Origin of the sequence: Capnocytophaga sp. oral taxon 863 str. F0517 (assembly GCF_000466425.1) — a bacterium.
In the GTDB taxonomy this organism is placed as follows: domain Bacteria; phylum Bacteroidota; class Bacteroidia; order Flavobacteriales; family Flavobacteriaceae; genus Capnocytophaga.
In genome coordinates this window covers 75,439-96,505 of sequence record NZ_KE992155.1, presented here as the reverse complement: position 1 = coordinate 96,505, position 21,067 = coordinate 75,439, and the positions used below count along the sequence as shown (strand labels likewise).

The following is a 21,067-nucleotide window of genomic DNA, read 5'->3' as shown; positions in this document are numbered from 1 at the left end:
TTTCATATCTTTGCCGAGAAATTACACTTTTATGGAATCTACCTCACAAATAAATACAGAAACCATTTCTTCTGTAGAACTTAGCCCTGAACTTAAGCGATTGGAAAAAGCTCAAAATCCCTTGCAAATATTCAAAGAAATGAGTCTTTTAGGGATTAGCTCTGGCGTAAAATCTATCAAGAATATTATTCTTCTGATAGTGGTGAATTTTGTCTTTCTTCTAGTAGGTATTTATCTGTTTTTTAGCAGAAGCTTTGCCTATAAAAAGCTTTTTTTCTTGTTACTTGTTGTAGGAATAGGTATTCTTTTCGTTTTTATTGCTATCAAAAAAGTATTCGATCTACTAAAATTAGAATACGCTTCCTACCTTTTCAAGCAGTTTGAGGGTTATATCCATAAGATTTTTGGAGCCATTTTTGAAAAAACTGCACATACTACCGAAAAAATTGTAAGCAGGAAGCAGCTCAATCATATATTCCAAGGCTTTATCCCAAAAGTTCCTAAGGCTTTTCAAAAGCCACTGCTTTTCATTCTATCCTTTACTCCTATGGTTGGTTTTGTAGCTGATATATATGCCACTGATAATCTCAACAGCTATGAGAAACAGAGTGATGCCCTTTATGAAAAAGTACAACTCTACTTGAAGAACAGTGTGAAAGAAGAACGGAGCGGTTATTGGCTGATTTGGGCATTGCTTATCAATGGTCTTCTACAAGGTCTTTTACTCTATTGGTTAAGCTAAAACAAGGGAACATGACAAACAAAAAACATCCCTCCCTACTAGGAGGGGCTATGATTATTGCTGGAACAGCTATAGGGGCAGGGATGCTAGCCAACCCTACTTCCACTGCTGGCATATGGTTTGTAGGGTCTGTAGGGGTATTGCTCTACACTTGGTTCTGTATGACTACCTCTGGGCTAATGCTCTTAGAGGCCAACCTACACTACCCCACTGGCGCCAGTTTTGATACTATTGTTACTGATTTACTTGGCAAAAGATGGAACTTTATCAATGGAATTTCAGTGGCCTTCGTACTCTATATCCTCACCTATGCTTATATCACCTCCGGAGGAAGTATCACTGAGAATGCTATCAATAGCTTGGGAATTATACATATCTCTAAGAGCATTGGGTCTCTGCTTTTCTGCTTAACTCTTGCCCTTTTTGTATGGCTCTCTACCAAAGCCGTAGATAGATTCAGCACCATTCTTATCGGAGGGATGATTATTGCTTTTCTATTTTCCACTATGGGGTTATTGGGGTCGGTAAGTCTCCATACTTTGTTGGATACCCAAAACAAAAGTCATGAGCCATACCTTCCCTACTTGCTTACGGCGCTTCCGGTATGTTTGGTCTCTTTTGGCTTCCATGGCAATGTTCCCAGTTTGGTGAAATACTATGATCGTAATGGACAAAAGGTAATGCAAGCCATCTTTATAGGTACAAGTTTGGCGTTGCTCATCTACATTCTATGGCAATTGGCTGTACAAGGCAACCTCCCTCGCGAAGAATTTGCTCCTGTCATCACTAAAGGTGGGGATGTAGCCGCCCTTTTAGAGGCCTTAAGTAGTCATGTAGTCACTCATTATATAGGTATAGCCCTTAATTTCTTCGCTTATATGGCCATTGCCAGCTCTTTTTTAGGCGTAACCTTGGGACTCTTTGATTATATTGCCGACCTTTTCAAGTTTTCTGACACCCCTTGGGGACGTGCAAAAACTGCTTTGATTACCTTTGCACCTCCTCTGCTGCTGAGTTTACCTTTTCCCTATGGTTTTGTAACTGCTATCAGCTATGCAGGATTGGCTGCTACCCTATGGGCTGCCATAGTACCTGCCTTATTGGTACTTGCCAGTCGAAAGAAATTTCCCCAGACCACTTATAAGGTATATGGAGGAAAAGGAATGATTTATTTTATCATCCTCTTTGGTCTGCTCAACATATTTGCTCAAATAGGAATACAATTGGAATGGATCGCGAGCTTTACAAGTGGAAAATAATTCTATAAACCTTAACAAAAATATGACCCAACAGAAACTGCCTTCTCTTTTGGGAGGCGCTATGATTATTGCAGGCACGGCTATTGGAGCAGGGATGCTGGCCAACCCCACTGCAATGTCGGGGGTATGGTTCATAGGGTCAGTACTCCTATTCCTATTTATTTGGGGAATAACTACCCTATCGGCTTTGATGCTTTTGGAGGCCAACCTACACTTCGAGAAAGGAGCCAATTTTAATACTATCACTACTCAACTGCTAGGAAGAGGTTGGAATATCCTCAATGGTATCTCGGTGGCTTTCACCCTATACATACTCACCTATGCTTATATCACTTCAGGAGGGAGTATCACCGAAAGTCTGTTCCTGAAGTTTGCTCCGCATCTTCCTATTAATCACACCTTTGCCGCCCTACTTTTCTGCTTAGCTTTAGCCCTATTTGTCAGTATCTCCACCAAGGCTGTAGATCGGATGAGTACCATTCTCATAGGAGGAATGGTCGTCGCCTTTTTTCTCTCCACCACAGGGCTCCTCAGCGCTGTCAAAAGCGATATATTACTCAATCAAGTATCAAAAGATGAAACATCCTATCTCCCCTACCTTTTTTCTGCTATTCCTACCTGTTTGGTTTCTTTTGGATATCATATCTGTGTGCCTACCTTAGTCAATTACTATAATAAAAACAGCAAAAAGATTACCTATGCCGTGCTTATAGGTTCACTTTTGGCACTACTAATCTATATTTCTTGGCAAATGGCAGTACAAGGAAACCTTCCAAGGGCAGAATTTGTCCCTATTATAGAAAAAGGAGGAGATGTAGCAACCTTATTGGCTGCACTAAACCGCTATATTCCTACTCAATCTATTGGAATATTACTCGATTTCTTTGCTTATATGGCTATTGCTAGCTCCTTTTTGGGTGTAACCTTAGGACTTTTTGATTACATAGCCGATTTGTTCAAGTTAAGCAACAACCTATGGGGAAGAATAAAAACAGCCTTAATTACCTTCGTCCCTCCACTACTGATGAGCTTGCTTTATCCTTATGGGTTTGTTACCGCTATCGGCTATGCAGGACTTGCTGTAAGTATTTGGATGATTATCATTCCCGCTCTTCTGGTATGTGCCAGTAGGAAGAAATTTGCAAAAAGTAATTATAAAGTCTTTGGTGAGAAATGGTTGATTTACTTGGTTATAGCCTTTGGACTACTCAATATTTTTTGTTATGTAGCAGGACAAATGGGATGGATCCCTATCTTTGAAGGAGAATAATGAATACTTTTATCACTCAGCATCATGGAGGATTATTCTATATATACTTTTTCAGGCTTGGTATTTACCTTTTTTGAAAGTCTTTTCCTAACCCACCTATTCATCAGGAAACACCAATTCATTTGCTTTGCTGTGCTTAACTGGGGTTTGTGTGTGACATTCTCTCGTATTGCCTGGGATGATTTCTATTGGGAGGTATGTCTTGAAAATCCATGGGATTATAGTAGTCGGTTTTATTACTTTGTTGAAGGATTCTATTTTACACCTATGTTCCCTCTGCAACATATCCTATTGTTTATTGCCATAATTTTGATTATCAGGAAGTTGTTTTTAAAACTTTTAAACTATGTTAGAAAAGGCCATACAAATAGCCATTGAGGCACACCAAGGGCAAACCGACAGAGCTGGTACCTCCTACATTCTACACCTTATCCGAGTGATGAATGCAGGTCAAACCAAAAATGAAAAAATCTGTGGCATCTTACATGACTTAGTAGAAGACACACCTTGGACTTTTGAAGCCCTTAGAAAAGAAGGCTTTTCAGAAGAAGTTATCAGTGCCTTAGTGTGTGTAACCAAACAACCTAATGAGACATACACTCACTTTATAGAGCGTATCAAGAAAAACTCTTTAGCCACCAAAGTCAAGCTCAACGATTTGAGAGATAATATGGATATTACACGGCTAACCTTTATCACAGAGGAAGATACACAACGATTAAATAAATATCTCAAGGCTTATCATTCCCTATTAGAAAAATAAAAAAACCACCCTGAAAACCTTGATAATTTCAAGGTGGTTAGTGAGCTTCGGGATACTATACCGCCATTACGCTCTGGTGGGCGCTGCCCTATAGATAATGTTTTTAAAGGTGAAAGCTTGGCTTAACAACTATCACATGCGTATAGTATCGCATTCCCGCTCTCTGGTGGGATACCCCAAAACTTTAAATCCATTATTTGTGTAACAAAAGTACAACTTTATTTCTAAATAGCAAAGATTTTAACCCCCTCCCTATTATAGAAAATCAACTTATTAGATAAATATAAGAGTTTCTGCAACGCTTTAGTATTAATTTTGTCTCTTACCCCTACTTAATAACTAAGAACACTAAGGGGCAATCATCATAAAAATGACTGCCCCAAAGGTATTGCAAATCCGCAGAATTGCAATGCAAAGGTACGAAATATTTTTCTAAGTACCTATAAAAATTATAGGCATACTTGCCGTTTACCATGACGTTTTAGTGAAATTACAAACGAGATTTTAGCCTTAAAATAGTTGTAACACATTGAGTGGAAGAGTGTTACACTTAGTGACCGCGAGAGGCTTCGAACCCCTAACCCTCAGAGCCGAAATCCTAAAGGATAAAATTTTTCGTTTTGTAACTTCTTTAAAATCAGATACTTTTAAATGAACAACTATAGGGAAATAGTGGTCTTCCTTGCTTTTTACCTTGACGGCAATAAACGACGTAGGTGTTTGGTTTATAGTGATTTACAAGGATTTTTTAAATAGGCTTACCTTGCCTTTTTGGTGTATTTCAGAATTTAGTCATATGGTTTTATCCGAGCTTGTTTGCTTGGTTATTTTTTGTAACTTTGTGCCTAATACTAAACACACTACTATGACAAGTAATAATGAAAAAGGCATGTATGACTTAATCAAAGAGCTAATAGATTGCAGAGATGAAAGTATAAAAATATACCGCTTTGTGGTACATGCTACCATTCAACTCAAAAACAGAGAATGGAAAGACCCTTTTATTGAGGGCGATATTCCTGAAGGTTGGTGTTGGGCTCTTAGAGAGGAAATAAAGAAAATCCTTGATGAACTCAAAGAGAAATAGTAACCTCCTTTCTATTGTTTTTAGAATAATCATCTTCCCATAGGATAAAAACAACAGGAGATCTGTTTTCTAACCCATAAAGAAGCGCATAAAAGCTAAAACTATCTCTATTGTTAAGGATAGGGTATGGCAACTTATGCTGCTCGTTTATAGATATTTTATCCTCTTTATCCAATCCGTTCCAATCAATACGAATATTTTTTGCAGGGGAGTATCCTATGTTTGTTATTACAAACGTTCTTTTGCCCTTACCTAAATCACTAACTTCAATTTTTATATCAGCTTTTGAATAGCTGTCTATTTGGTACTTGTTAATAATTTCCTGCTGTTTGTTCAACTTTCTGTTGATACAATAAGACCATACAGCAACAAAAATAGATATTACCAAGCCTCCTAATGCTATGTAATCTGAATAATTCATAATGTTTAAGTTTTAATACGCTATCCGCTCCACGATCGCCGTGGCTACTACTTGTTTGTATTACATTCGCTCTTTCTTTACACTTCCTTTTACAGCATAAAATGCACGTATAATTCTAAGGGGATACTCTCGAGGGTCGTATTTAGGGTTCTCACTTTCTAAAATTACGTGATCATCATCAGACCCTCTGCGAACATATTTTATATTAACGTCCCCATTGTCAAACACTACCACGTAAGGGTGTCCAAAAACCAAGTATAAGAAATCAACATGTTTAATCCCTATTACGTCTCCTGCTTTGTACTTTGGATACATACTATCCCCATATACATTTATAAAGGTAACATCGTCCCCAAAGTTAGGTATATACACGGGGATACGTTGCATTTCATCGTTAAAGTTGGCAATATCAAAGCCTGCTTTAGCATATATCTCAGGGTAGTAGTAGCCCGTAGGTTTCCCTATTGGGTTTCCTATTGCTTCCTCCTGAAAGTATTCCCTTGCTTCATTGACGTATGTTGTTAAAGCATCTCTATATTTTTCAGGCAGCTCGGAAATGCCTTGTTGCGCTTCTTTGAGTACCTTTACAGGTATTTTTGTCTTTTCGTATATGTCTGTCAGGGTAATATCATACCCCTTGCGCTCGTCTCTTAGAAATAATACTAAATCGTCTTCTTCCTCTTCCTCCTCTGGTACAGTTTCTTCTATCTGTGGGATGAGCATGGAGCCTTCTCCAAGTAGTAACCAAGCCTTACTAAGTTCGGGAAAATTAGGAGCAATTTTTTTATCAAACATTTCATTTTTTATCCCTTTACGAATATTATTAACATAACCATTTGATATTCCACATTGTTGCTCAAATTTACTTTGACTTATTCCTTTATATTTTAAGAAATCAAGCAATCTATTTTTTACAGAATTTTGTTCTGTATCCGAATTATCTTTCATACTTTTGTGTTTTAATTAAAAATTTGTTTGTTATCTTGAAATCATCAAAACAAAGACGTTTTGGAATTCGTATCTGGATTGTAACTGAAATTCTTTTTTTAGGAAATATTCTATGATCTGTTATACACCTTTACCGCTAAAATCACTTCTTTAATATATTAACAAACTTGTTATAGACATCAGGATTTTGCAAATCATTCCAATATACTTTTTCATAATTATATCTATCAAAAGAACCTTTCTTTAGATAAATAATTAGACCAAACTTATCACAAAGGATAATCTTTTCACTTTCTAATAAGTTAGCATAGGAACGAGCTTGTTTAAATGCGTCTTCTATTTCCTTATTATTTTTCAGATGATATTTAGCCTCAATAAGTATCTTTGCTTTCTCGTATCCTCTTTTATTGTCGTAATGTAAGGCGTAATCAGGATATATTCTGTTACCTCTACCTGCCTTTATTGGCAATTGTCTTATGAAATCTTTGTTTTCAAAATATCCTATCTGGTTCAGATAATATTCTAACAAATTCACTTCCACATCTCTCTCGTTATGCAATTCAATTCCTTGAGGTGGCTCGGGAGCTTGTAAGGTTGGTAATATAGCTGTATCAAATCCTTTACTTCTTATCAGTTTCAATAAACGTGAATAATCGTCATTAGATATAGCCCAACCGTTTACTCCTTGGAATTTCTTACGTATTAGAGGGTGTTTTGAAAAATATTCATCAGATTCTAATTCTTTCAGTGTTATGTATGGTATTTCAATTCCATCACCTATATAAGAATTGGCGTAATAATAGAAAAAAGGATCAACAACTCCATCTGTTTGTGCTCTCCATATATGAGTAATTGCACTAATAGGGGAAGTTTCATAATGTACTAAAATATCTCCTTTTTTAGTTTCAGGATTTGCTTGCCAAAATTTTACTTCTTCCAATCGTTCTTCCTCTGAGATTAACCCTCCTATGAACCATGCTTGAGTTGGCTTAAATATTTCCGTTTTTTCCTTGTTTACATAGTTAGGAGCAAAATCGTACAAAAAAGCGCATAATTCATTAGGGGTAAGATTGTTTTCTATTCTAAACTTGTAAAACACCTCACAAAGCTCAATGTAATACATACAACGGGCACGATAGTCGCTTTTCTTAGGTAACTTTGGAAGTTCTATGTTAAAGGTATCTGCAATTTTGTTTAAGTCAAAAAATCGGTATGTAAATAGGTATGGGAATGTATACTCATAAGCTATTGCGTAAAAATAGAAAGATATTACTATGTGTAGATTTAGAAAAATCTGGTAGTCTTTTGGATCTATAACATAGCCTTTTTCATCATTATCAAATATAAAATAAATCCCTTCATCCAAACAAGTTTCAAACTCCTTTTTTACTTCTGCAAATGTTTTAAAATCAAAGTTATTAGGATTTCTATCCAGTGAACTGTCGCCTATTTGTTGCATTATGCTTTCATAATCCCTTTTTTCTATCCATTTTCCATAGATAGGATTGTACTTATTGATAACCTTTACATCATTCCAGAAAACATTATGATATTCAAAAAAATCAATAGTTTCTTTCCCTTGCTTACTTTCTTTGTATAAATCCCAAATATATTTAGACAACACCATTTTACAATTATTTAAAAATCAATCACTTATAAACTTTAACACTAATCACAGAGAAATTTTCTGTAAAACATTTTGTTTTTACAGAGAAATGTTCTAATTTTGCACTGTCGAAATGTAACAACAAATGTTCTACATTTTTACGATACAAAGATAATAATAAAAATGTAAACAACAATGAATAAAGTAAAAAAAAGGCACAAAGTTACGGGCAAGCTCTCTGAGGCTATCGCAGAAGAGATACTATCTAATAATAAGTTAAGCCTTCAAATAGCCCTTGAAATGGATAAGACACAGATAGCTGTACAAAATTCTGCAAGGCGTAGAAGTGATACATTACTCAATGTAAGACTAATGCCTTTGTATGAGAGTTATGGATATTCAACAGAAGATGTAAAAGTAGAATAATTAATCATGAATAATACCGAGCTGAAAAGACACCTCAAAAGAAAATTAGAGCGAGTAACATTGCTCAAGTTATCCTTAGAGGGTGCTGTTAGAGATTTGGCAAGCGAGATTATTAGCCTTAACGAAGAACTTGCCCTTGTGGAAGGGGGCAAGTCTTCAATCAAACTGAAAGAACCCGTTGATATATCAGAGTATGCGACACAATTTTACGCTGAATTTGAAAAAGCAAGGCAAAACAGCTAACAAAAAAGCCCCGCTGGCAGGCGAGGCATGTGTATAACAAACAAAATTTTTAACATGGCAAAATTACTACAAAAATTATTCTCTTGCAAGCAAAAGTCAAAAAAAGTGCAAGACACAGAACTACAGGTGATTAATGGCTACTTGTGCTACAAAAAGCGCCGTTACAGTGAGCTAAACTACGAGCAGAAAGAGCAATATAATGACTGCTTGGCACTACACATCTTACAAGAACTCCTTAAAAAATCACAACTTAGATACGTATTAAAATGAGAACAATCAGCCCCTTTGAGTTTGCACGACTTACAAAAGAAGTGTATGGTGATCCTACCTATCAAGGTTATGACTACTTGAATATACATGAAGATAAAGGCCGCTCTTTTGAATGTGAATTTACCACATATACAGAGTATGAGGACGATTGGTATTGCAGTGTGACCTATGATGTTACTCTTGATTATAAGGGTCGCGATTATGAGAGTAACCACGAGGTTACTATCAACAAGGTAGAGGTTAATTTTCAAGAAGTGCAATTGACCACCGAGCAAGAAGCAGCACTAACCAAGGCACTTACAGAGCGTGCTAATGAAGAATACGAGTTTTACGATACAGAGGGTCTGTATCCCGATTATGCAACATCTTATACATGGTAATTATGAAAACAGCAGTAGAAAAGGGCAAATGCTATGAGATAGGCGATTGGCTCGTACAAATTGACAGAATAGATGAACGATTTATATGGGGCTTTGGGGCTGACAGCGATAGGGTGATAGGGTTTTTAGCCCTCCCTATTGATAGCCAAGTAACCCGTGAAGTACCTATTAACGACTACATCAAGCATATAGATGTAGCAAGGCAGAATATAGCTTATGAATTTCGTGAGAGACTAAGCCAGTATGAAGAATAAGTAACAAATAAAATTTATTAAAAATGAATGAGAATTTAATCACAGTACAACAATTGCCAGTGATCGTCTATGAACGATTAGAAAGCGTGGGGCAAGAGATTGACAAGCGTATCGCAGCGCTTGACTTGGATAAGCAACTCGTAACAGAGGGCACCAAAAAAGCCGTTAAGGACACCAGGGCAATGCTCAATAAAGAGTTGGATAACTTTGAAGAGCAGCGCAAACGCATCAAAGAGCAAGTAGTAGCACCTTACGAGGCTTTTGAAAAAGCGTATAATACCTTTATCAAGGTAAAATATGAGAAAGCCGATGGCATTCTTAAGGTGAAAATAGATGAGTTCGATAGGCGTTTGAAGGCCGACAAAGAAGCACGTATCAGGGCTTATTTTACAGAGTTATGCCAGGCGAATAACATTGACTTCCTCCCTTTTGAAAGGCTTTGCTTGAACATAAGATTAAATGATAGTGACAAGAGCTTGAAAGACATCGTAAATACCAATATTGACAATGTGGTTAAAAGCCTTGCAATGATTGAAAGCCTTAATGATCCTGATGAGTATAAGGCGGAGATTCTAACAGACTACAAGCAAACCCTTGATGTAATGACTGCGATAAACAACGCAAAGTATCGCAAACAACAACGAGAAGCTGAACTACAACGCCTTGAAGTACAAAAGGCACGAGCCGAGCAAGCAAGGTTAGCAGCCGAGGCAAGGGCAAAAGAAGTGGCTCCTTTGCAAGCACCTGAAGAGGTGAAAAGTGAAGAACGAATAGTGAAAAATGAAGTGGTGCCAGCTGTTCAAGAAGTAACACCCGACTTGATAGTAACCAGTTTCACCGTACAAGGTACCATGGAGCAACTCAGAGCCTTGAAAGCATATATCCTTAGTAATAACATTAAAATCATAGAATAATGAGTACAGCAGTAACCACCACAGAAAAGGGCTTAACATTAGGTAATTTCCTTAATCAAAAAGCCACAGCCGATTTCCTAACAAAGACATTAGGGTCAAGAAAATCAGAATTTGTATCCAACCTCTTAGCCCTTTCAGATAGCAACAAAGAGCTGTTACAATGTGATAATACAGAGCTGATGAAGTGTGCCATGAATGCCACAGCCCTTAACCTCCCACTTAACAAAAACTTAGGGTATGCGTATGTTATCGCTTACAAGGATTGGAAGACCCAAGAAGTACACCCCCAATTTCAAATGGGATATAAGGGTTTTATTCAGTTAGCTATCCGAAGCGGTCAATACAGAACCATTAACACCTGCGAGGTGCGAGAAGGCGAGATTAAGCGCAACAAGTTCACTGGACACACTGAATTTTTGGGTGAAAACCCTGAAGGCAAAGTTATAGGCTATTTGGCCTATATCGAGTTACAAAATGGGTTTCAACAGTCCTTATATATGAGCCTTGAGCAGGTGCAGGCACACGTAAGTAAGTACTCACAAAGTGGGATAGATAAAAAGACTGGAGAGTTCAAAGGGGTATGGAGAAATGAGTTTGATGCCATGGCAAAGAAAACAGTCCTCAAGCTCCTACTTAATCGCTACGGGGTGTTATCCGTGGAAATGCAGAACGCTATAGAGAGAGACCAAGCAGATAGCGAGGGGCGTTATATAGATAACCCACAAGCAGGTAGGTATGTACAAGATGCTGTTATTATTGAACAAAGTGAACCTACCGAGATTGTTGCTCAAGAAGAGCCAACAGCTCCCGCCCCAGCACCTTCGGAAAGTCCTAAGCAAGTTGATTTTAAAAACCTATAAGTATGATAACAAGTTATTTCACATTAGGACAATCACACGTATATCGTCTTAATGGACAAACCTTAGACCGTGATTGTGTGATTAAGATAACAGCCGAAAATCCAAGAGATGTAATGGTTGAGTATTTTGGCTTAGAGTGGGCTTTTGAATATGATGAACGCCCTGAAATGAGATACTTCCCACGAGGGGTATATAACCTAACAGAAAATAAATGGGAATAGCAAAAGTCATTAGTTCAGGTAGCGAGGGTAACGCCGTGATATACAACAATGCAATAATGGTAGATTGCGGCGTTTCCTTCAAAGCCTTAGAAGCAGTCAAACGTTCTTTGAAAATTGTACTCCTTACCCATAAGCACAGCGATCACTTGAAAATACGCACTTTGCAGCGGTTACAAGCTGAAAGACCAACCTTGCGGGTGGCTTGCGGTGATTTCCTCTTAGAAGAATTACCATGTATCAAGAATATAGATGTATTGCAAGTGGGTAAGATATACGATTATGGAGCGTTCAGGGTGTCACCTGTAAAGCTGTACCACGATGTACCTAATTTTGGTTGGCGGATATTCCTCCCCAACGGACAAAAGATATTCCACGCTACTGATACAGTACATTTGGAAGGTATCAGCGCTAAAGGTTACGACCTCTATGCTATTGAGCATAACTATTGCGAGGAGTACATACAAGAAGCAATAGAGGAAGCACGAGCCAACGGAGAATATACCCACGCTTACGGCAATATCAATACCCACCTTAGCATACAACAGGCAAGGGCGTTTATTGAGGCGAACAGAAAGAAAAGCAGTGAAGTGTTAGAACTGCATAAGAGTAGAAGTTTTTATAGTAAAATTAAATAACAATGAGAAAAACAGAATTAAATAGCTACAAGAGCCTAAAAGAGGAGCTTGAGCAAACCCAAAGATATATCTATGATGAAATAAGATATAGGGAAAGAGACGGGGAAGATACCAGTGAGTTAAGAGAACAAATCGAAGAAATCGAAGATGAGATAGATTATTACACGGATTTGATAAGTGAATTAGAAGATTAAAAATAATGAAAACAGTATTTAGAAAAGGAATGAAGGTCTATGACCAAATATACGAACCAGATGTAAAAGGAGAAGTATTAGATGTGAACTTAGATATATCTCCTCATCCAATCACAGTGAAATTTGGTAGTTGTGTTCGTTATTATACAGCTGAAGGTTGTAGAGGAAGAAATCAGATAAGGACATTATCAACATCTCCCTACAGAATTGAAGGCTTTGAGCAAAAAGCACCTGTACCAACTTTTGAGGAGGCTTTAGATTGGTTAAAAAGCAATAAATATTATAATACTTTAATTAGGGATGATAAAACCTACACTTCTACTGAGATGTATATAGCTCTTGAAGCCCTTAGAAAACTTGTTATCCTTAGAGACTATTACAATGATGGTTGGAAACCTGATTGGAAAGATGATAGTACAACAAAATCTGTAATACTCATAGTAAATGAAGAGATTCGATGCGATGAAAACTATAGTTCTAAAAGGACTTTAGCATTTAAATCAAAAGAAATAAGAAACAGATTCTTTGAAGAACAAAAAGAACTCTTAGAGATGGCAAAACCTTTATTATGATGAGAAAAATAGCGATACGAGCATTAGCATTCATTATTCTGTTAGTGTTATTGACATACGGAATAATGGTATTATTCAGGAGTGAACTCCCTTACTTATGGATTGTAGGGTTACTTGTAGCAATTCTTATACTGATTGCTTTTCCTTACAACAAGTTTTTCAGTAACTAATTTAATTTTTATATCAAATGAAAAAGATGATTTTTCTTTTCAGTGTTATAGCCTCCTTGGTAGGTTGTAACAGACCTGAACCCAACTATGAAGGGGTTCTAATGACAGAGTACGGACGAAATGGTATCAATTCGTTCAAAATCGTAACAGGGGCACAAGGGATGTTAGGCCCAGGTAGTGAGCTGTATCAGGTACCCATGTGGGAGCAAGCAGGCGACCCTGATGTGGTGGAAATCACAGCAAAAGATGCAGGGGTATTCACGGTAGATCCTTCCTACACTTATACGCCTATTCGTGGCAAAGGTGCTGAGATTGTGTTCAACTACAAGAACTACCGAATACAAGACCCTGAAACCTTCTTTGACAATGTAGAAGCGAATGTACTTAACAAGCGCGTTACAGATGCCTATCGTGAGGAAGCGAGGAACTACACTACTGACAGCCTTATGAATAACTTAGGAAAGTTTGAACTATCAGTACAAAAAAGATTGAAAGAGGAGTTTAAAACGAAATTCTTTGACCTTACTACTCTTACATCAGGGCTTAAACCTCCTGCTTCAATGCTGAAAGCCGTAGAAGACAGGAATAAGGCTATACAAGAGGCTAACAGGGTAAAGAATGAGTTAGAGACCTCAAGAATGTTGTTAGAAAAGGCAAAGATAGATGCCGAAACAAACAAAGTCCAATCGGTAGGGCTTACAAAGGAAATCCTAATGCAGCAATATATTGAGATGTTAGGCAAGACTTCTAATAAAGTAATCATCACAGATGGCAGAACGCCCGTAATATTAGGTAATTAGTATAACAAAAAGCAAGTATCAATCGGGATAGTAGCAGGTTCGAGTCCTGCCTTGCTTTCAAAATTAAAGACAAAATGAAGACTTTAGATTTAAAAGAAGTAAGAGATAGGTTTGAGTTATATAAAGTAGCTTTCAATAAAAAACCTTACGTAAATAACCTTGCAAATGAATTAGGTGTAAAAACTACAACACTTATGAAATTCATTGTGAATAACGATAAGCATTTTGTTCTATATCAAAACGATAAAGGCACTTATATTTCTGAAATATATTTAGATTTAAAAGACAAACCTGGAAGTGATGAATTTGTAGAATATAACAAAGAAAAATATAAAAATACTTTATTCCTTGATACTTATTCCTATCCATACAATGAAGATGTCATAGAATTTCATCGCATTATAGAAGATAAAAAAGATGAGGAAAGAAGTAATGAATGGAGAAATACATCAGAAAAAATTAAAACTGTAAAAAAATTCATATCTGATACAAAAGTTTCAATTGGCATGGACATATATAGATATGATGATTTTATACCGAAAGAGAATATAGAATTACTTATATCACAAGGTTGGGAATTTGTAAATTATAATAAAAATAGTGAAGAATAACAATGAAAAAGATAACTATCCCAACTACCGTTAAAGACGGAAAGCTGGTAGGTAACCGAGAAATGGTAACTCGTGCGATTGGCTCCTTTGAGGGCTTGCCTATCAATCTTACTATTGAAAGGCGTAGCAAGAAAAGGAGCAACGAGCAAAATGCCTTCTATTGGGCTTGCTGGATACCACTCATACAAGCCGCTATCTATAACGAGTGGGGGGAGTTATACAATCCTAACGAAGTGCATACGCTATTAAAGACAACTTGTAACTATGAGGAACGTGTCAATCCTGCCACTGGAGAAGTGTTAAAAGTGCCAAAGAGCAGCACCAAACTGACCACTTACGAATGGGAGAAGGAGTTTAAACAGCAAATCAGGCAGCTATGTATGGACTTTTTCGGATTAGATTTGCCTGAACCAATAAGCGATGAGGAATAAGCAATTTTTCCCCCTCGTTAAGCAAGGCAAAAAATCATTCCCAACTGTCTAAAAACCAACGCAAAAAAGTAAATAAGCAAGATTTAAAGTAAAATAAGCAATGAAAGAAACCGTTAATCGTTTTGAGGAGGAGATCCTCACCACCTCCAATCTATCTGAGATGAAGGATAAGTATTTGGCCGAGACGCTCTATAGAAAATGGCCTGAGATCTTTGTAGATGAAAGCACAGGGGAGTTAGTCAATATAGAACGAAAAGAGATAATATTTGACCGTGGTACATTCTTAGACCATCACAACTTAGAGGAGATTAATTTTTTCCTACAAAGTGGGGATATTACCGAGGTAAAAGTCAGTACTATACAAAGACAAGCAACCTTAGTCAATGGATGTGCTGCCACATGGGTAGCTGTAGCAAAGGTAATGGGAAAGAAACAAACCTTCTTCCTATATGCTAATAGTGTAGAAGTAGCTATGCAGATCCTCACGGACTACATAGAACAACATTACCAAGGATATTTTGAAGTGTTATCCCTCAAGGAACAAGAATATTTGTACATAGTAACCTTAACCAAGGATAATGGAGAAGATGAAAAGGTCAATTGTTATATTGCTGAGATGGAGATGAAATATGAGCGCTACACAACTCGTAATAAATTCTTAGTAAAGGCTATCAATGCTGAGGAAACCAAACCTCTATGTATTGCGTTCTTTGACAAGTATATGCAGGATAAGGAAAATCCTGAACCTTATACAATGACACTGTTATCGGCAAAGATAATGAAAGTAGAAGCTGTGATTGACCATCTATTTTGCCATGTCTATATAGACAGAAGCAAGGGAAAAAGAGAGCAAACAGCCGATAACGACTAACAAACCTAACATTGGAATATTATCTATCTCATGTCTAAGACATGGTGACCCCCGATAGGCAAGCACTCACGTTCGAGCTGTGAGCGGGGGCAAAGATTAAAAATATAAAGTAAATGAATATTTATGATAAAAAGAAAAGAACTATAAAGTTCAGAGGTAAAACTCCACAAGGGAAATGGGTATATGGGTATTATCTCATACGAGAAGAAGAAAGTCCAGTTATTGAGACATCAGTACCTTATACAATTCATTACATTGTAGATTATGCTGACTTCAACGGATTGAATGAAAATGAAATATTACCTGAAACATTAGGACAATTTTCTGGAGTATACACTATAGGGAACAAAGAAATTTATGAGGGTGATATTATCAAATTCTGTAATAAAATATGGGAAGTTGTATGTGATTATGAAGATGCCCATTTATTCTATTTAAGAACTATTGGAGACCCTTACATAGCAGAGAATATGAGTAAATTTACAAGAGGAGAAGTAATCGGAAACATTCACGACAACCCCGAATTATTCAAACAATAATTAACAACCGATTTGAAAGGAGATTGAGCGCGCGGCAATCTTTATCAAATCTCTAATTTCAAATCAAAAATGAACGAGTATCAAGAATTTTTAAAACAGAAGCAAAAAGCAAAGGAGCATAAAGGCTTTGCCGCTTTGCCGATGAATGATAAACTGTTTCCTTTTCAGCAGTTCATTGTAGAACGTAACCTCAGCAAGGGCAAACACGCTGTATTTGCAGATTGTGGATTAGGTAAGACTGTAATGGAGCTTGAAACAGCAAGCCAAATCGTAAGGCACACCAATAAGCCCGTGCTTATCCTTGCACCCTTGGTAGTGGTAGCACAGACCCAAAGAGAAGCAGAAAAGTTTGGTTTTGACCTTGACAAGGTAACCATTACCAACTTTGAGAATTTGCACAACATCAATCCGCAGGAGTATGCAGGGCTGATAGTAGATGAAAGTTCAATAATGAAGAATTTTGAAGGCAAAATCAAACAGCAACTTTTTGAGTATTTCCACAATACTCCCTATAAGTTTGCTTTTACAGCTACTCCCTCCCCTAATGATCCTATGGAGTTGGCTAATCACTCTGAGTTTTTGGGCTATCAAAGCAGGTTAGGAATGCTTGCTACCTACTTTATCAATGACCAAGACCACACGAGTAAATGGAGATTAAAAGGGCATGCCGTTGAAAAGTTCTATCAGTTTGTATCAGAATGGGCGATAATGCTTACCAATCCCGCAGATATAGGTTATCCAATGCAAGGGTATGACTTATCAGAGGTGATTTACAAGGAGCACCAAATCATTACTGAAAATGACTTTAGCAACGGTATGTTATTCCCCAATTTGGCTGTATCAGCTACAGACTTCAACAAGGAATTAAGACGAACTAAAGAGCAGCGTATAGCCAAGGCAATAGAGATAGCTAACGCCAATGAGGATCCACATATTGTATGGGTCAAACATAATGACGAGGGGAAAGAAGTTACTGCGGGTATTCATGGAGCAGTGGAAGTGTCAGGGAGCGATAAGCCTGAAGAGAAAGCGCAAAAGCTGTTAGACTTTGTAGATGGAAAGTTCAGGGTATTGGTTACCAAACCTAAGATAGCCCAATACGGATTAAACTTTCAGCACTGCCTAAATCAAACCTTTATGAGCCCTGATTTTTCTTTTGAAGGATTTTACCAAGCAGTAAGACGATCCCACCGCTTCGGAAAGAAAGGAGATGTAACAGTCAATATTGTAACCACTGATACCATGCAGAATGTTATTAGTATCATCAGAGAAAAAGAGAAACAATTTAAACAAATGCAACAATTAATGATTAATAACCAAACACTATGGAACAACCAAAATTCACAGCTATACACGGCGACTGCGTAGAGGAGGTAGCTAAACTCCCTGATAACAGCATTGACTTTTCAATATTTAGCCCTCCCTTTGCTGAATTGTATGTCTATTCAGACGATATACGAGACATGGGTAACTGCCAAGATTATGAGGAGTTCTTTGTACATTTTCAATTCCTTGTAAAAGAGTTAGCAAGGGTAATTAAAAGCGGTCGATTGGTAGCAGTGCATTGTATGGACTTACCCGCAATGAAAGGCAAAGATGGGTATATTGGTCTTAAGGACTTTTCAGGAATGCTTATTCAGTCCTTCCAAAAAGAGGGGTTTATTTACCATGATAGAATAACGATTTGGAAAAGCCCAGTAGTGGAAATGACACGAACCAAATCAATAGGGCTACTACATAAGACCATTAAGAAGGACAGCAGCCTATCACGTACAGGGATCCCTGATTACATCTTAGTCTTTCGCAATGCAGGTGATAACCTTGTGCCAATTACCCACCAAGATAAAGACGAGAACGAAGAGAATTACCTCCCCGTGAATTTGTGGCAAAAGTATGCTGAGCCAGTGTGGTATGACATCAACTACTCCGATACCTTGCAATATACCTCCGCTCGTGAGGAGAAAGACGAGAAGCATATTTGCCCCTTACAACTTGAGACGATCAGGCGTTGCTTGCACCTATGGAGCAACGAGGGAGACACAGTACTCAGCCCCTTTGGTGGGATAGGAAGTGAAGGGTACGAAAGTCTAAGGCTTAATCGCAACTACATAGGGATAGAGCTTAAGGAGTCCTATTACAATCAAATGCAGCGCAATCTCAAGCGTATGATTGCCGATAAAATGCAACCTAAATTATTTTAAATACTCATTCATTCTTTGTCTTACGCCCTCGCTTGTACTTGGCGTGTATGCTCAAGGAGAGGGCTTAGGGCAAAGTTAGTGAGATAACGATCATTTAAATAACAAACCATGGAAAGAGAAAGTTTTGTCTTTTACAGGAGCTTTTATGAAGGGATAAAGGAACTGCCGAGAGATATTCAGGGAGAAGTGCTCACAGCCATAATGGAGTATGGCTTAAACGGAGTAACAACTGAAAATCAGAAGCCGATAACAAAAGCGATGTTTGCCCTTATAAAACCTCAATTAGACGCTAATAATCAAAGGTTTGAGAATGGTAAATTAGGAGCAGAGCACGGTAAAAAAGGAGGAAGACCAAGAAAAGAAAAACCCCAAGAAAACCCCACCTTAACCCCTAAAAAACCCCAAGAAAACCCCAACCTAACCCCTAATGTAAATGATAATGTAAATGTAAATGATAATATTTCTTTTTTAGAAAAAAAGAAACAAAAAAGCGCGAGTGTGGATTTTAGTGAGGAGGAAAAAAACAATCAGCCTTTAAGCGACCAAAAAGAAACCTCCCCCCGAGTTGCGGCCGCCCCCCCTCCTTTCAATTTCAGGCAGGCTATGCTATCGGCAGGATTTGCTGCTGACCTCACGGAGGACTGGCTCAGGATACGCAAGGCAAAGAAAGCTGTCAATAGCGAACGTGCATTCAAGCTATTCATTGAGCAGGTACAGCGTACAGGACAGGACAAAAATACCATCCTCACCTTGGTAGTGCAGAAGCAATGGAAAGGCTTTGAAGCCAGCTGGGTACAGAGTGCCCAACAACCACACAACCCACAAGAACCCGTAATAATTGACCAAAATGGAAACATCATCTCAGGAACTCATACTACAAACACAGCAACCCCCAATGTTGTCGGACGTCAAACCGCTGCCAACATTGCCGCAAATATGCAAGGCTGGTGAATTGCAAGGAGCAGCTTTTGCACGGCAGGTACTGGCATTCACCCCTATCCGAGCGCTTGACCCAATAGAAGCCCGCGGAGGCATTGGCACTATCATCGCCCATCATGCTGCCCTTATCGGATTCAAGGGAGAAATAGACCCTATCAACAAGTCTGATATTTCAGGAATGATTTTAAGCCGCTTTTCTTCACTTTCTTTAGAGGAGCTATATAAAGCTCTTCAAATGGAAAGATACGGAGATTTTGGCATGCGTACAGAGCATTATCAGCTAATCAATGCCCCTTATGTTTGCGAGATATTGAAAAAATACAAGGAATGGCTAAGAAATACCCGACAAGCCAATAACCTTCCTATGAGCCTACCAGCCCCCAAAGAGGAGGAGTTATCAGAGGAGGAAAAAGAACAACGATTTAGGGAGAGTGTACAACATTTTTACAACGATTTCAAGCAGACAGGACAACTCCCATTATTCAACTGCTGGATATATGACGGCCTTAAGCAGCGAGGTATGATAACTGACTTCACCGCAGCGGAAAAGGAATTACTAACCAAGCGCTATAGGGAACGCAAGATCCAGGAGCGAGATAACAAAAGCCTTGTTAGCCGTCTGAAACAGTCCTTTGAAAGCGTGGATGATGATATATCTCTGAAAAAAGAAATAGCACTGGAATATATCTTTGAAAACGACAAGTTACTAATGACAAATAACAACCTTAAAACATGAAATTTATAACAGAACTAAGAGCACGCGGGCTACAAATCACAGAGAAGGAAGCTAAACACCTCATGGAGATTGCCGTTGCTGATTATCGTGAAAGCCAAGTAAAACCAATTCTTAAGCGGGAGAATATGGCTCATTATATGATTATGGCATTATCCTATTGCAAAGCTACCAGTGAATTACTTCACATGATTGATGAAAGCTATCCAAGGTTTAGACTTAAACAGGTATTTATGGAATGCAAGAAGAAAAATAACGAAGTAGTAGAAGAGTTTGAAAAGGCCAATAAGATAGACCCGCAGCTACTCAATGCCTTCGTGCATACGCGAACGATTTAACCGAGATAATGTATTTACACATGGACGACATTAATAAAAAGAAAAAAGAACAAAAAGCAAATGAAAAAACAAACTAACACCCCATTAAGAGCCTTTGATGTAGCCGTAGATAGGCTGCTTATGGAATTTTGTGAGAAACACGATTTAAGCTATGAATTTTCTGTAGGTAATGATAGTGTAGATATGTTCCTAATATCTGACTACTTCTTCAGCCTCTCGGATATATACTTTGACCTCAAGAGTAACCAACCCAAGGGTAAAATCATAGAGTGGTACGATTACCTTCTTGATAATGAAATAGAGATTAGTTATTATGCCTATTGCATGGGCTTGAGAAAGGAGCAACTAAGTAAAAAGCAAAACGATTAA

The 21,067-nt window shown here is 37.8% G+C and carries 30 protein-coding genes; 27 read left to right on the top strand and 3 right to left on the bottom strand.

Going from position 1 to position 21,067, the window contains the following annotated elements:
- Positions 1-31 precede the first annotated feature (31 nt).
- The 5 genes from HMPREF1551_RS07470 to HMPREF1551_RS07450 all read left to right on the top strand — a co-directional run bounded on the left by HMPREF1551_RS07470 (position 32) and on the right by HMPREF1551_RS07450 (position 5,121).
- Positions 32-742: a hypothetical protein gene (locus HMPREF1551_RS07470; RefSeq protein ID WP_021628482.1), complete on the top strand. Its 711-nt coding sequence runs from the start codon at positions 32-34 to the stop codon at positions 740-742.
- An 11-nt stretch (positions 743-753) separates the two neighbouring features.
- On the top strand, positions 754-2,001 hold the full coding sequence (locus tag HMPREF1551_RS07465) for an aromatic amino acid transporter (RefSeq protein WP_034544476.1): 1,248 nt from the start codon (positions 754-756) through the stop codon (positions 1,999-2,001).
- 22 nt (positions 2,002-2,023) lie between these two features.
- Complete coding sequence (locus HMPREF1551_RS07460) at positions 2,024-3,271, top strand: aromatic amino acid transporter (RefSeq protein WP_034544506.1); 1,248 nt, start codon at positions 2,024-2,026, stop codon at positions 3,269-3,271.
- Positions 3,272-3,617: 346 nt separating this feature from the next.
- The gene (locus HMPREF1551_RS07455) at positions 3,618-4,034 is read left to right on the top strand and encodes a hypothetical protein (RefSeq protein ID WP_021628479.1); all 417 of its coding nucleotides are present in this window, start codon (positions 3,618-3,620) and stop codon (positions 4,032-4,034) included.
- 865 nt (positions 4,035-4,899) lie between these two features.
- Positions 4,900-5,121: a hypothetical protein gene (locus HMPREF1551_RS07450; RefSeq protein ID WP_034544475.1), complete on the top strand. Its 222-nt coding sequence runs from the start codon at positions 4,900-4,902 to the stop codon at positions 5,119-5,121.
- On the opposite strand, the gene HMPREF1551_RS07445 is transcribed toward HMPREF1551_RS07450, so the two are convergent.
- The 3 genes from HMPREF1551_RS07445 to HMPREF1551_RS07435 form a co-directional block, all read right to left on the bottom strand.
- The gene (locus HMPREF1551_RS07445; RefSeq protein ID WP_021628475.1) at positions 5,108-5,542 is read right to left on the bottom strand and encodes a hypothetical protein; all 435 of its coding nucleotides are present in this window, start codon (positions 5,540-5,542) and stop codon (positions 5,108-5,110) included. The two genes, HMPREF1551_RS07450 and HMPREF1551_RS07445, sit on opposite strands and share 14 nt — an antisense overlap.
- Positions 5,543-5,602: 60 nt before the next feature.
- The gene (locus tag HMPREF1551_RS07440; RefSeq protein ID WP_231374966.1) at positions 5,603-6,337 is read right to left on the bottom strand and encodes a helix-turn-helix transcriptional regulator; all 735 of its coding nucleotides are present in this window, start codon (positions 6,335-6,337) and stop codon (positions 5,603-5,605) included.
- 295 nt (positions 6,338-6,632) lie between these two features.
- The gene (locus HMPREF1551_RS07435; protein ID WP_021628473.1) at positions 6,633-8,117 is read right to left on the bottom strand and encodes a hypothetical protein; all 1,485 of its coding nucleotides are present in this window, start codon (positions 8,115-8,117) and stop codon (positions 6,633-6,635) included.
- Between the two features lie 174 nt (positions 8,118-8,291).
- On the opposite strand from HMPREF1551_RS07435, the gene HMPREF1551_RS07430 reads away from it, so the two are divergent.
- The 22 genes from HMPREF1551_RS07430 (at position 8,292) to HMPREF1551_RS07325 (ending at position 21,067) form a co-directional block, all read left to right on the top strand.
- A complete protein-coding gene (locus HMPREF1551_RS07430) occupies positions 8,292-8,522 on the top strand; it encodes a hypothetical protein (RefSeq protein ID WP_021628472.1) in 231 nt (76 codons plus the stop codon).
- A 6-nt stretch (positions 8,523-8,528) separates the two neighbouring features.
- Positions 8,529-8,765: a hypothetical protein gene (locus tag HMPREF1551_RS07425; RefSeq protein WP_021628471.1), complete on the top strand. Its 237-nt coding sequence runs from the start codon at positions 8,529-8,531 to the stop codon at positions 8,763-8,765.
- A 54-nt stretch (positions 8,766-8,819) separates the two neighbouring features.
- Positions 8,820-9,035 carry a hypothetical protein gene (locus HMPREF1551_RS07420; RefSeq protein WP_034544474.1) on the top strand — a complete coding sequence of 72 codons (216 nt, stop codon included), beginning with the start codon at positions 8,820-8,822 and terminating at the stop codon, positions 9,033-9,035.
- Positions 9,032-9,415 carry a hypothetical protein gene (locus tag HMPREF1551_RS07415; protein ID WP_021628469.1) on the top strand — a complete coding sequence of 128 codons (384 nt, stop codon included), beginning with the start codon at positions 9,032-9,034 and terminating at the stop codon, positions 9,413-9,415. The genes HMPREF1551_RS07420 and HMPREF1551_RS07415 overlap by 4 nt, the downstream gene beginning before the upstream one ends.
- A 2-nt stretch (positions 9,416-9,417) precedes the next feature.
- Positions 9,418-9,669, top strand: a complete 252-nt coding sequence (locus HMPREF1551_RS07410; protein WP_034544472.1) for a hypothetical protein — start codon at positions 9,418-9,420, stop codon at positions 9,667-9,669.
- Between the two features lie 23 nt (positions 9,670-9,692).
- A complete protein-coding gene (locus HMPREF1551_RS07405) occupies positions 9,693-10,583 on the top strand; it encodes a DUF1351 domain-containing protein (protein WP_021628467.1) in 891 nt (296 codons plus the stop codon).
- Positions 10,583-11,443, top strand: a complete 861-nt coding sequence (locus tag HMPREF1551_RS07400; RefSeq protein ID WP_021628466.1) for a recombinase RecT — start codon at positions 10,583-10,585, stop codon at positions 11,441-11,443. Before HMPREF1551_RS07405 ends, HMPREF1551_RS07400 begins: the two co-directional genes overlap by 1 nt.
- A 2-nt stretch (positions 11,444-11,445) precedes the next feature.
- Positions 11,446-11,664 carry a hypothetical protein gene (locus HMPREF1551_RS07395; RefSeq protein ID WP_021628465.1) on the top strand — a complete coding sequence of 73 codons (219 nt, stop codon included), beginning with the start codon at positions 11,446-11,448 and terminating at the stop codon, positions 11,662-11,664.
- A complete protein-coding gene (locus tag HMPREF1551_RS07390) occupies positions 11,655-12,299 on the top strand; it encodes an MBL fold metallo-hydrolase (RefSeq protein ID WP_021628464.1) in 645 nt (214 codons plus the stop codon). Before HMPREF1551_RS07395 ends, HMPREF1551_RS07390 begins: the two co-directional genes overlap by 10 nt.
- Before the next feature lie 2 nt (positions 12,300-12,301).
- A complete protein-coding gene (locus HMPREF1551_RS07385; RefSeq protein ID WP_021628463.1) occupies positions 12,302-12,493 on the top strand; it encodes a hypothetical protein in 192 nt (63 codons plus the stop codon).
- 5 nt (positions 12,494-12,498) lie between these two features.
- Positions 12,499-13,065 (top strand): hypothetical protein, encoded by a 567-nt coding sequence (locus HMPREF1551_RS07380; protein ID WP_021628462.1) that lies wholly within the window; start codon positions 12,499-12,501, stop codon positions 13,063-13,065.
- A gap of 187 nt (positions 13,066-13,252) precedes the next feature.
- Positions 13,253-14,035 (top strand): SPFH domain-containing protein, encoded by a 783-nt coding sequence (locus tag HMPREF1551_RS07375; protein ID WP_021628460.1) that lies wholly within the window; start codon positions 13,253-13,255, stop codon positions 14,033-14,035.
- Between the two features lie 74 nt (positions 14,036-14,109).
- Positions 14,110-14,646, top strand: coding sequence for a hypothetical protein (locus tag HMPREF1551_RS07370; RefSeq protein ID WP_021628459.1), 537 nt, complete (start codon positions 14,110-14,112; stop codon positions 14,644-14,646).
- 2 nt (positions 14,647-14,648) lie between these two features.
- On the top strand, positions 14,649-15,077 hold the full coding sequence (locus HMPREF1551_RS07365; RefSeq protein WP_021628458.1) for a hypothetical protein: 429 nt from the start codon (positions 14,649-14,651) through the stop codon (positions 15,075-15,077).
- Between the two features lie 100 nt (positions 15,078-15,177).
- Positions 15,178-15,948, top strand: a complete 771-nt coding sequence (locus tag HMPREF1551_RS07360) for a hypothetical protein (protein WP_021628457.1) — start codon at positions 15,178-15,180, stop codon at positions 15,946-15,948.
- Between the two features lie 113 nt (positions 15,949-16,061).
- A complete protein-coding gene (locus HMPREF1551_RS13180) occupies positions 16,062-16,487 on the top strand; it encodes a YopX family protein (protein ID WP_021628456.1) in 426 nt (141 codons plus the stop codon).
- A 69-nt stretch (positions 16,488-16,556) separates the two neighbouring features.
- Positions 16,557-17,855 carry a hypothetical protein gene (locus tag HMPREF1551_RS07350; protein ID WP_021628455.1) on the top strand — a complete coding sequence of 433 codons (1,299 nt, stop codon included), beginning with the start codon at positions 16,557-16,559 and terminating at the stop codon, positions 17,853-17,855.
- On the top strand, positions 17,813-18,688 hold the full coding sequence (locus tag HMPREF1551_RS07345) for a DNA-methyltransferase (RefSeq protein ID WP_021628454.1): 876 nt from the start codon (positions 17,813-17,815) through the stop codon (positions 18,686-18,688). Before HMPREF1551_RS07350 ends, HMPREF1551_RS07345 begins: the two co-directional genes overlap by 43 nt.
- Before the next feature lie 108 nt (positions 18,689-18,796).
- A complete protein-coding gene (locus tag HMPREF1551_RS07340) occupies positions 18,797-19,639 on the top strand; it encodes a DUF6291 domain-containing protein (protein ID WP_021628453.1) in 843 nt (280 codons plus the stop codon).
- On the top strand, positions 19,614-20,363 hold the full coding sequence (locus HMPREF1551_RS07335; protein ID WP_021628452.1) for a hypothetical protein: 750 nt from the start codon (positions 19,614-19,616) through the stop codon (positions 20,361-20,363). Before HMPREF1551_RS07340 ends, HMPREF1551_RS07335 begins: the two co-directional genes overlap by 26 nt.
- Entirely contained in the window at positions 20,360-20,698 is a 339-nt protein-coding gene (locus HMPREF1551_RS07330) for a hypothetical protein (RefSeq protein WP_021628451.1), read from the top strand. The genes HMPREF1551_RS07335 and HMPREF1551_RS07330 overlap by 4 nt, the downstream gene beginning before the upstream one ends.
- A gap of 60 nt (positions 20,699-20,758) precedes the next feature.
- Positions 20,759-21,067 carry a hypothetical protein gene (locus tag HMPREF1551_RS07325; RefSeq protein WP_021628450.1) on the top strand — a complete coding sequence of 103 codons (309 nt, stop codon included), beginning with the start codon at positions 20,759-20,761 and terminating at the stop codon, positions 21,065-21,067.

Bases quoted from the DNA above. Each gene is read 5' to 3' on its own strand.
- HMPREF1551_RS07470 (WP_021628482.1), top strand. From the start codon at position 32: ATGGAATCTACCTCACAAATAAATACAGAAACCATTTCTTCTGTAGAA.
- HMPREF1551_RS07465 (WP_034544476.1), top strand. From the start codon at position 754: ATGACAAACAAAAAACATCCCTCCCTACTAGGAGGGGCTATGATTATT.
- HMPREF1551_RS07460 (WP_034544506.1), top strand. From the start codon at position 2,024: ATGACCCAACAGAAACTGCCTTCTCTTTTGGGAGGCGCTATGATTATT.
- HMPREF1551_RS07455 (WP_021628479.1), top strand. From the start codon at position 3,618: ATGTTAGAAAAGGCCATACAAATAGCCATTGAGGCACACCAAGGGCAA.
- HMPREF1551_RS07450 (WP_034544475.1), top strand. From the start codon at position 4,900: ATGACAAGTAATAATGAAAAAGGCATGTATGACTTAATCAAAGAGCTA.
- HMPREF1551_RS07445 (WP_021628475.1), bottom strand. From the start codon at position 5,542: ATGAATTATTCAGATTACATAGCATTAGGAGGCTTGGTAATATCTATT.
- HMPREF1551_RS07440 (WP_231374966.1), bottom strand. From the start codon at position 6,337: ATGTTTGATAAAAAAATTGCTCCTAATTTTCCCGAACTTAGTAAGGCT.
- HMPREF1551_RS07435 (WP_021628473.1), bottom strand. From the start codon at position 8,117: ATGGTGTTGTCTAAATATATTTGGGATTTATACAAAGAAAGTAAGCAA.
- HMPREF1551_RS07430 (WP_021628472.1), top strand. From the start codon at position 8,292: ATGAATAAAGTAAAAAAAAGGCACAAAGTTACGGGCAAGCTCTCTGAG.
- HMPREF1551_RS07425 (WP_021628471.1), top strand. From the start codon at position 8,529: ATGAATAATACCGAGCTGAAAAGACACCTCAAAAGAAAATTAGAGCGA.
- HMPREF1551_RS07420 (WP_034544474.1), top strand. From the start codon at position 8,820: ATGGCAAAATTACTACAAAAATTATTCTCTTGCAAGCAAAAGTCAAAA.
- HMPREF1551_RS07415 (WP_021628469.1), top strand. From the start codon at position 9,032: ATGAGAACAATCAGCCCCTTTGAGTTTGCACGACTTACAAAAGAAGTG.
- HMPREF1551_RS07410 (WP_034544472.1), top strand. From the start codon at position 9,418: ATGAAAACAGCAGTAGAAAAGGGCAAATGCTATGAGATAGGCGATTGG.
- HMPREF1551_RS07405 (WP_021628467.1), top strand. From the start codon at position 9,693: ATGAATGAGAATTTAATCACAGTACAACAATTGCCAGTGATCGTCTAT.
- HMPREF1551_RS07400 (WP_021628466.1), top strand. From the start codon at position 10,583: ATGAGTACAGCAGTAACCACCACAGAAAAGGGCTTAACATTAGGTAAT.
- HMPREF1551_RS07395 (WP_021628465.1), top strand. From the start codon at position 11,446: ATGATAACAAGTTATTTCACATTAGGACAATCACACGTATATCGTCTT.
- HMPREF1551_RS07390 (WP_021628464.1), top strand. From the start codon at position 11,655: ATGGGAATAGCAAAAGTCATTAGTTCAGGTAGCGAGGGTAACGCCGTG.
- HMPREF1551_RS07385 (WP_021628463.1), top strand. From the start codon at position 12,302: ATGAGAAAAACAGAATTAAATAGCTACAAGAGCCTAAAAGAGGAGCTT.
- HMPREF1551_RS07380 (WP_021628462.1), top strand. From the start codon at position 12,499: ATGAAAACAGTATTTAGAAAAGGAATGAAGGTCTATGACCAAATATAC.
- HMPREF1551_RS07375 (WP_021628460.1), top strand. From the start codon at position 13,253: ATGAAAAAGATGATTTTTCTTTTCAGTGTTATAGCCTCCTTGGTAGGT.
- HMPREF1551_RS07370 (WP_021628459.1), top strand. From the start codon at position 14,110: ATGAAGACTTTAGATTTAAAAGAAGTAAGAGATAGGTTTGAGTTATAT.
- HMPREF1551_RS07365 (WP_021628458.1), top strand. From the start codon at position 14,649: ATGAAAAAGATAACTATCCCAACTACCGTTAAAGACGGAAAGCTGGTA.
- HMPREF1551_RS07360 (WP_021628457.1), top strand. From the start codon at position 15,178: ATGAAAGAAACCGTTAATCGTTTTGAGGAGGAGATCCTCACCACCTCC.
- HMPREF1551_RS13180 (WP_021628456.1), top strand. From the start codon at position 16,062: ATGAATATTTATGATAAAAAGAAAAGAACTATAAAGTTCAGAGGTAAA.
- HMPREF1551_RS07350 (WP_021628455.1), top strand. From the start codon at position 16,557: ATGAACGAGTATCAAGAATTTTTAAAACAGAAGCAAAAAGCAAAGGAG.
- HMPREF1551_RS07345 (WP_021628454.1), top strand. From the start codon at position 17,813: ATGGAACAACCAAAATTCACAGCTATACACGGCGACTGCGTAGAGGAG.
- HMPREF1551_RS07340 (WP_021628453.1), top strand. From the start codon at position 18,797: ATGGAAAGAGAAAGTTTTGTCTTTTACAGGAGCTTTTATGAAGGGATA.
- HMPREF1551_RS07330 (WP_021628451.1), top strand. From the start codon at position 20,360: ATGAAATTTATAACAGAACTAAGAGCACGCGGGCTACAAATCACAGAG.
- HMPREF1551_RS07325 (WP_021628450.1), top strand. From the start codon at position 20,759: ATGAAAAAACAAACTAACACCCCATTAAGAGCCTTTGATGTAGCCGTA.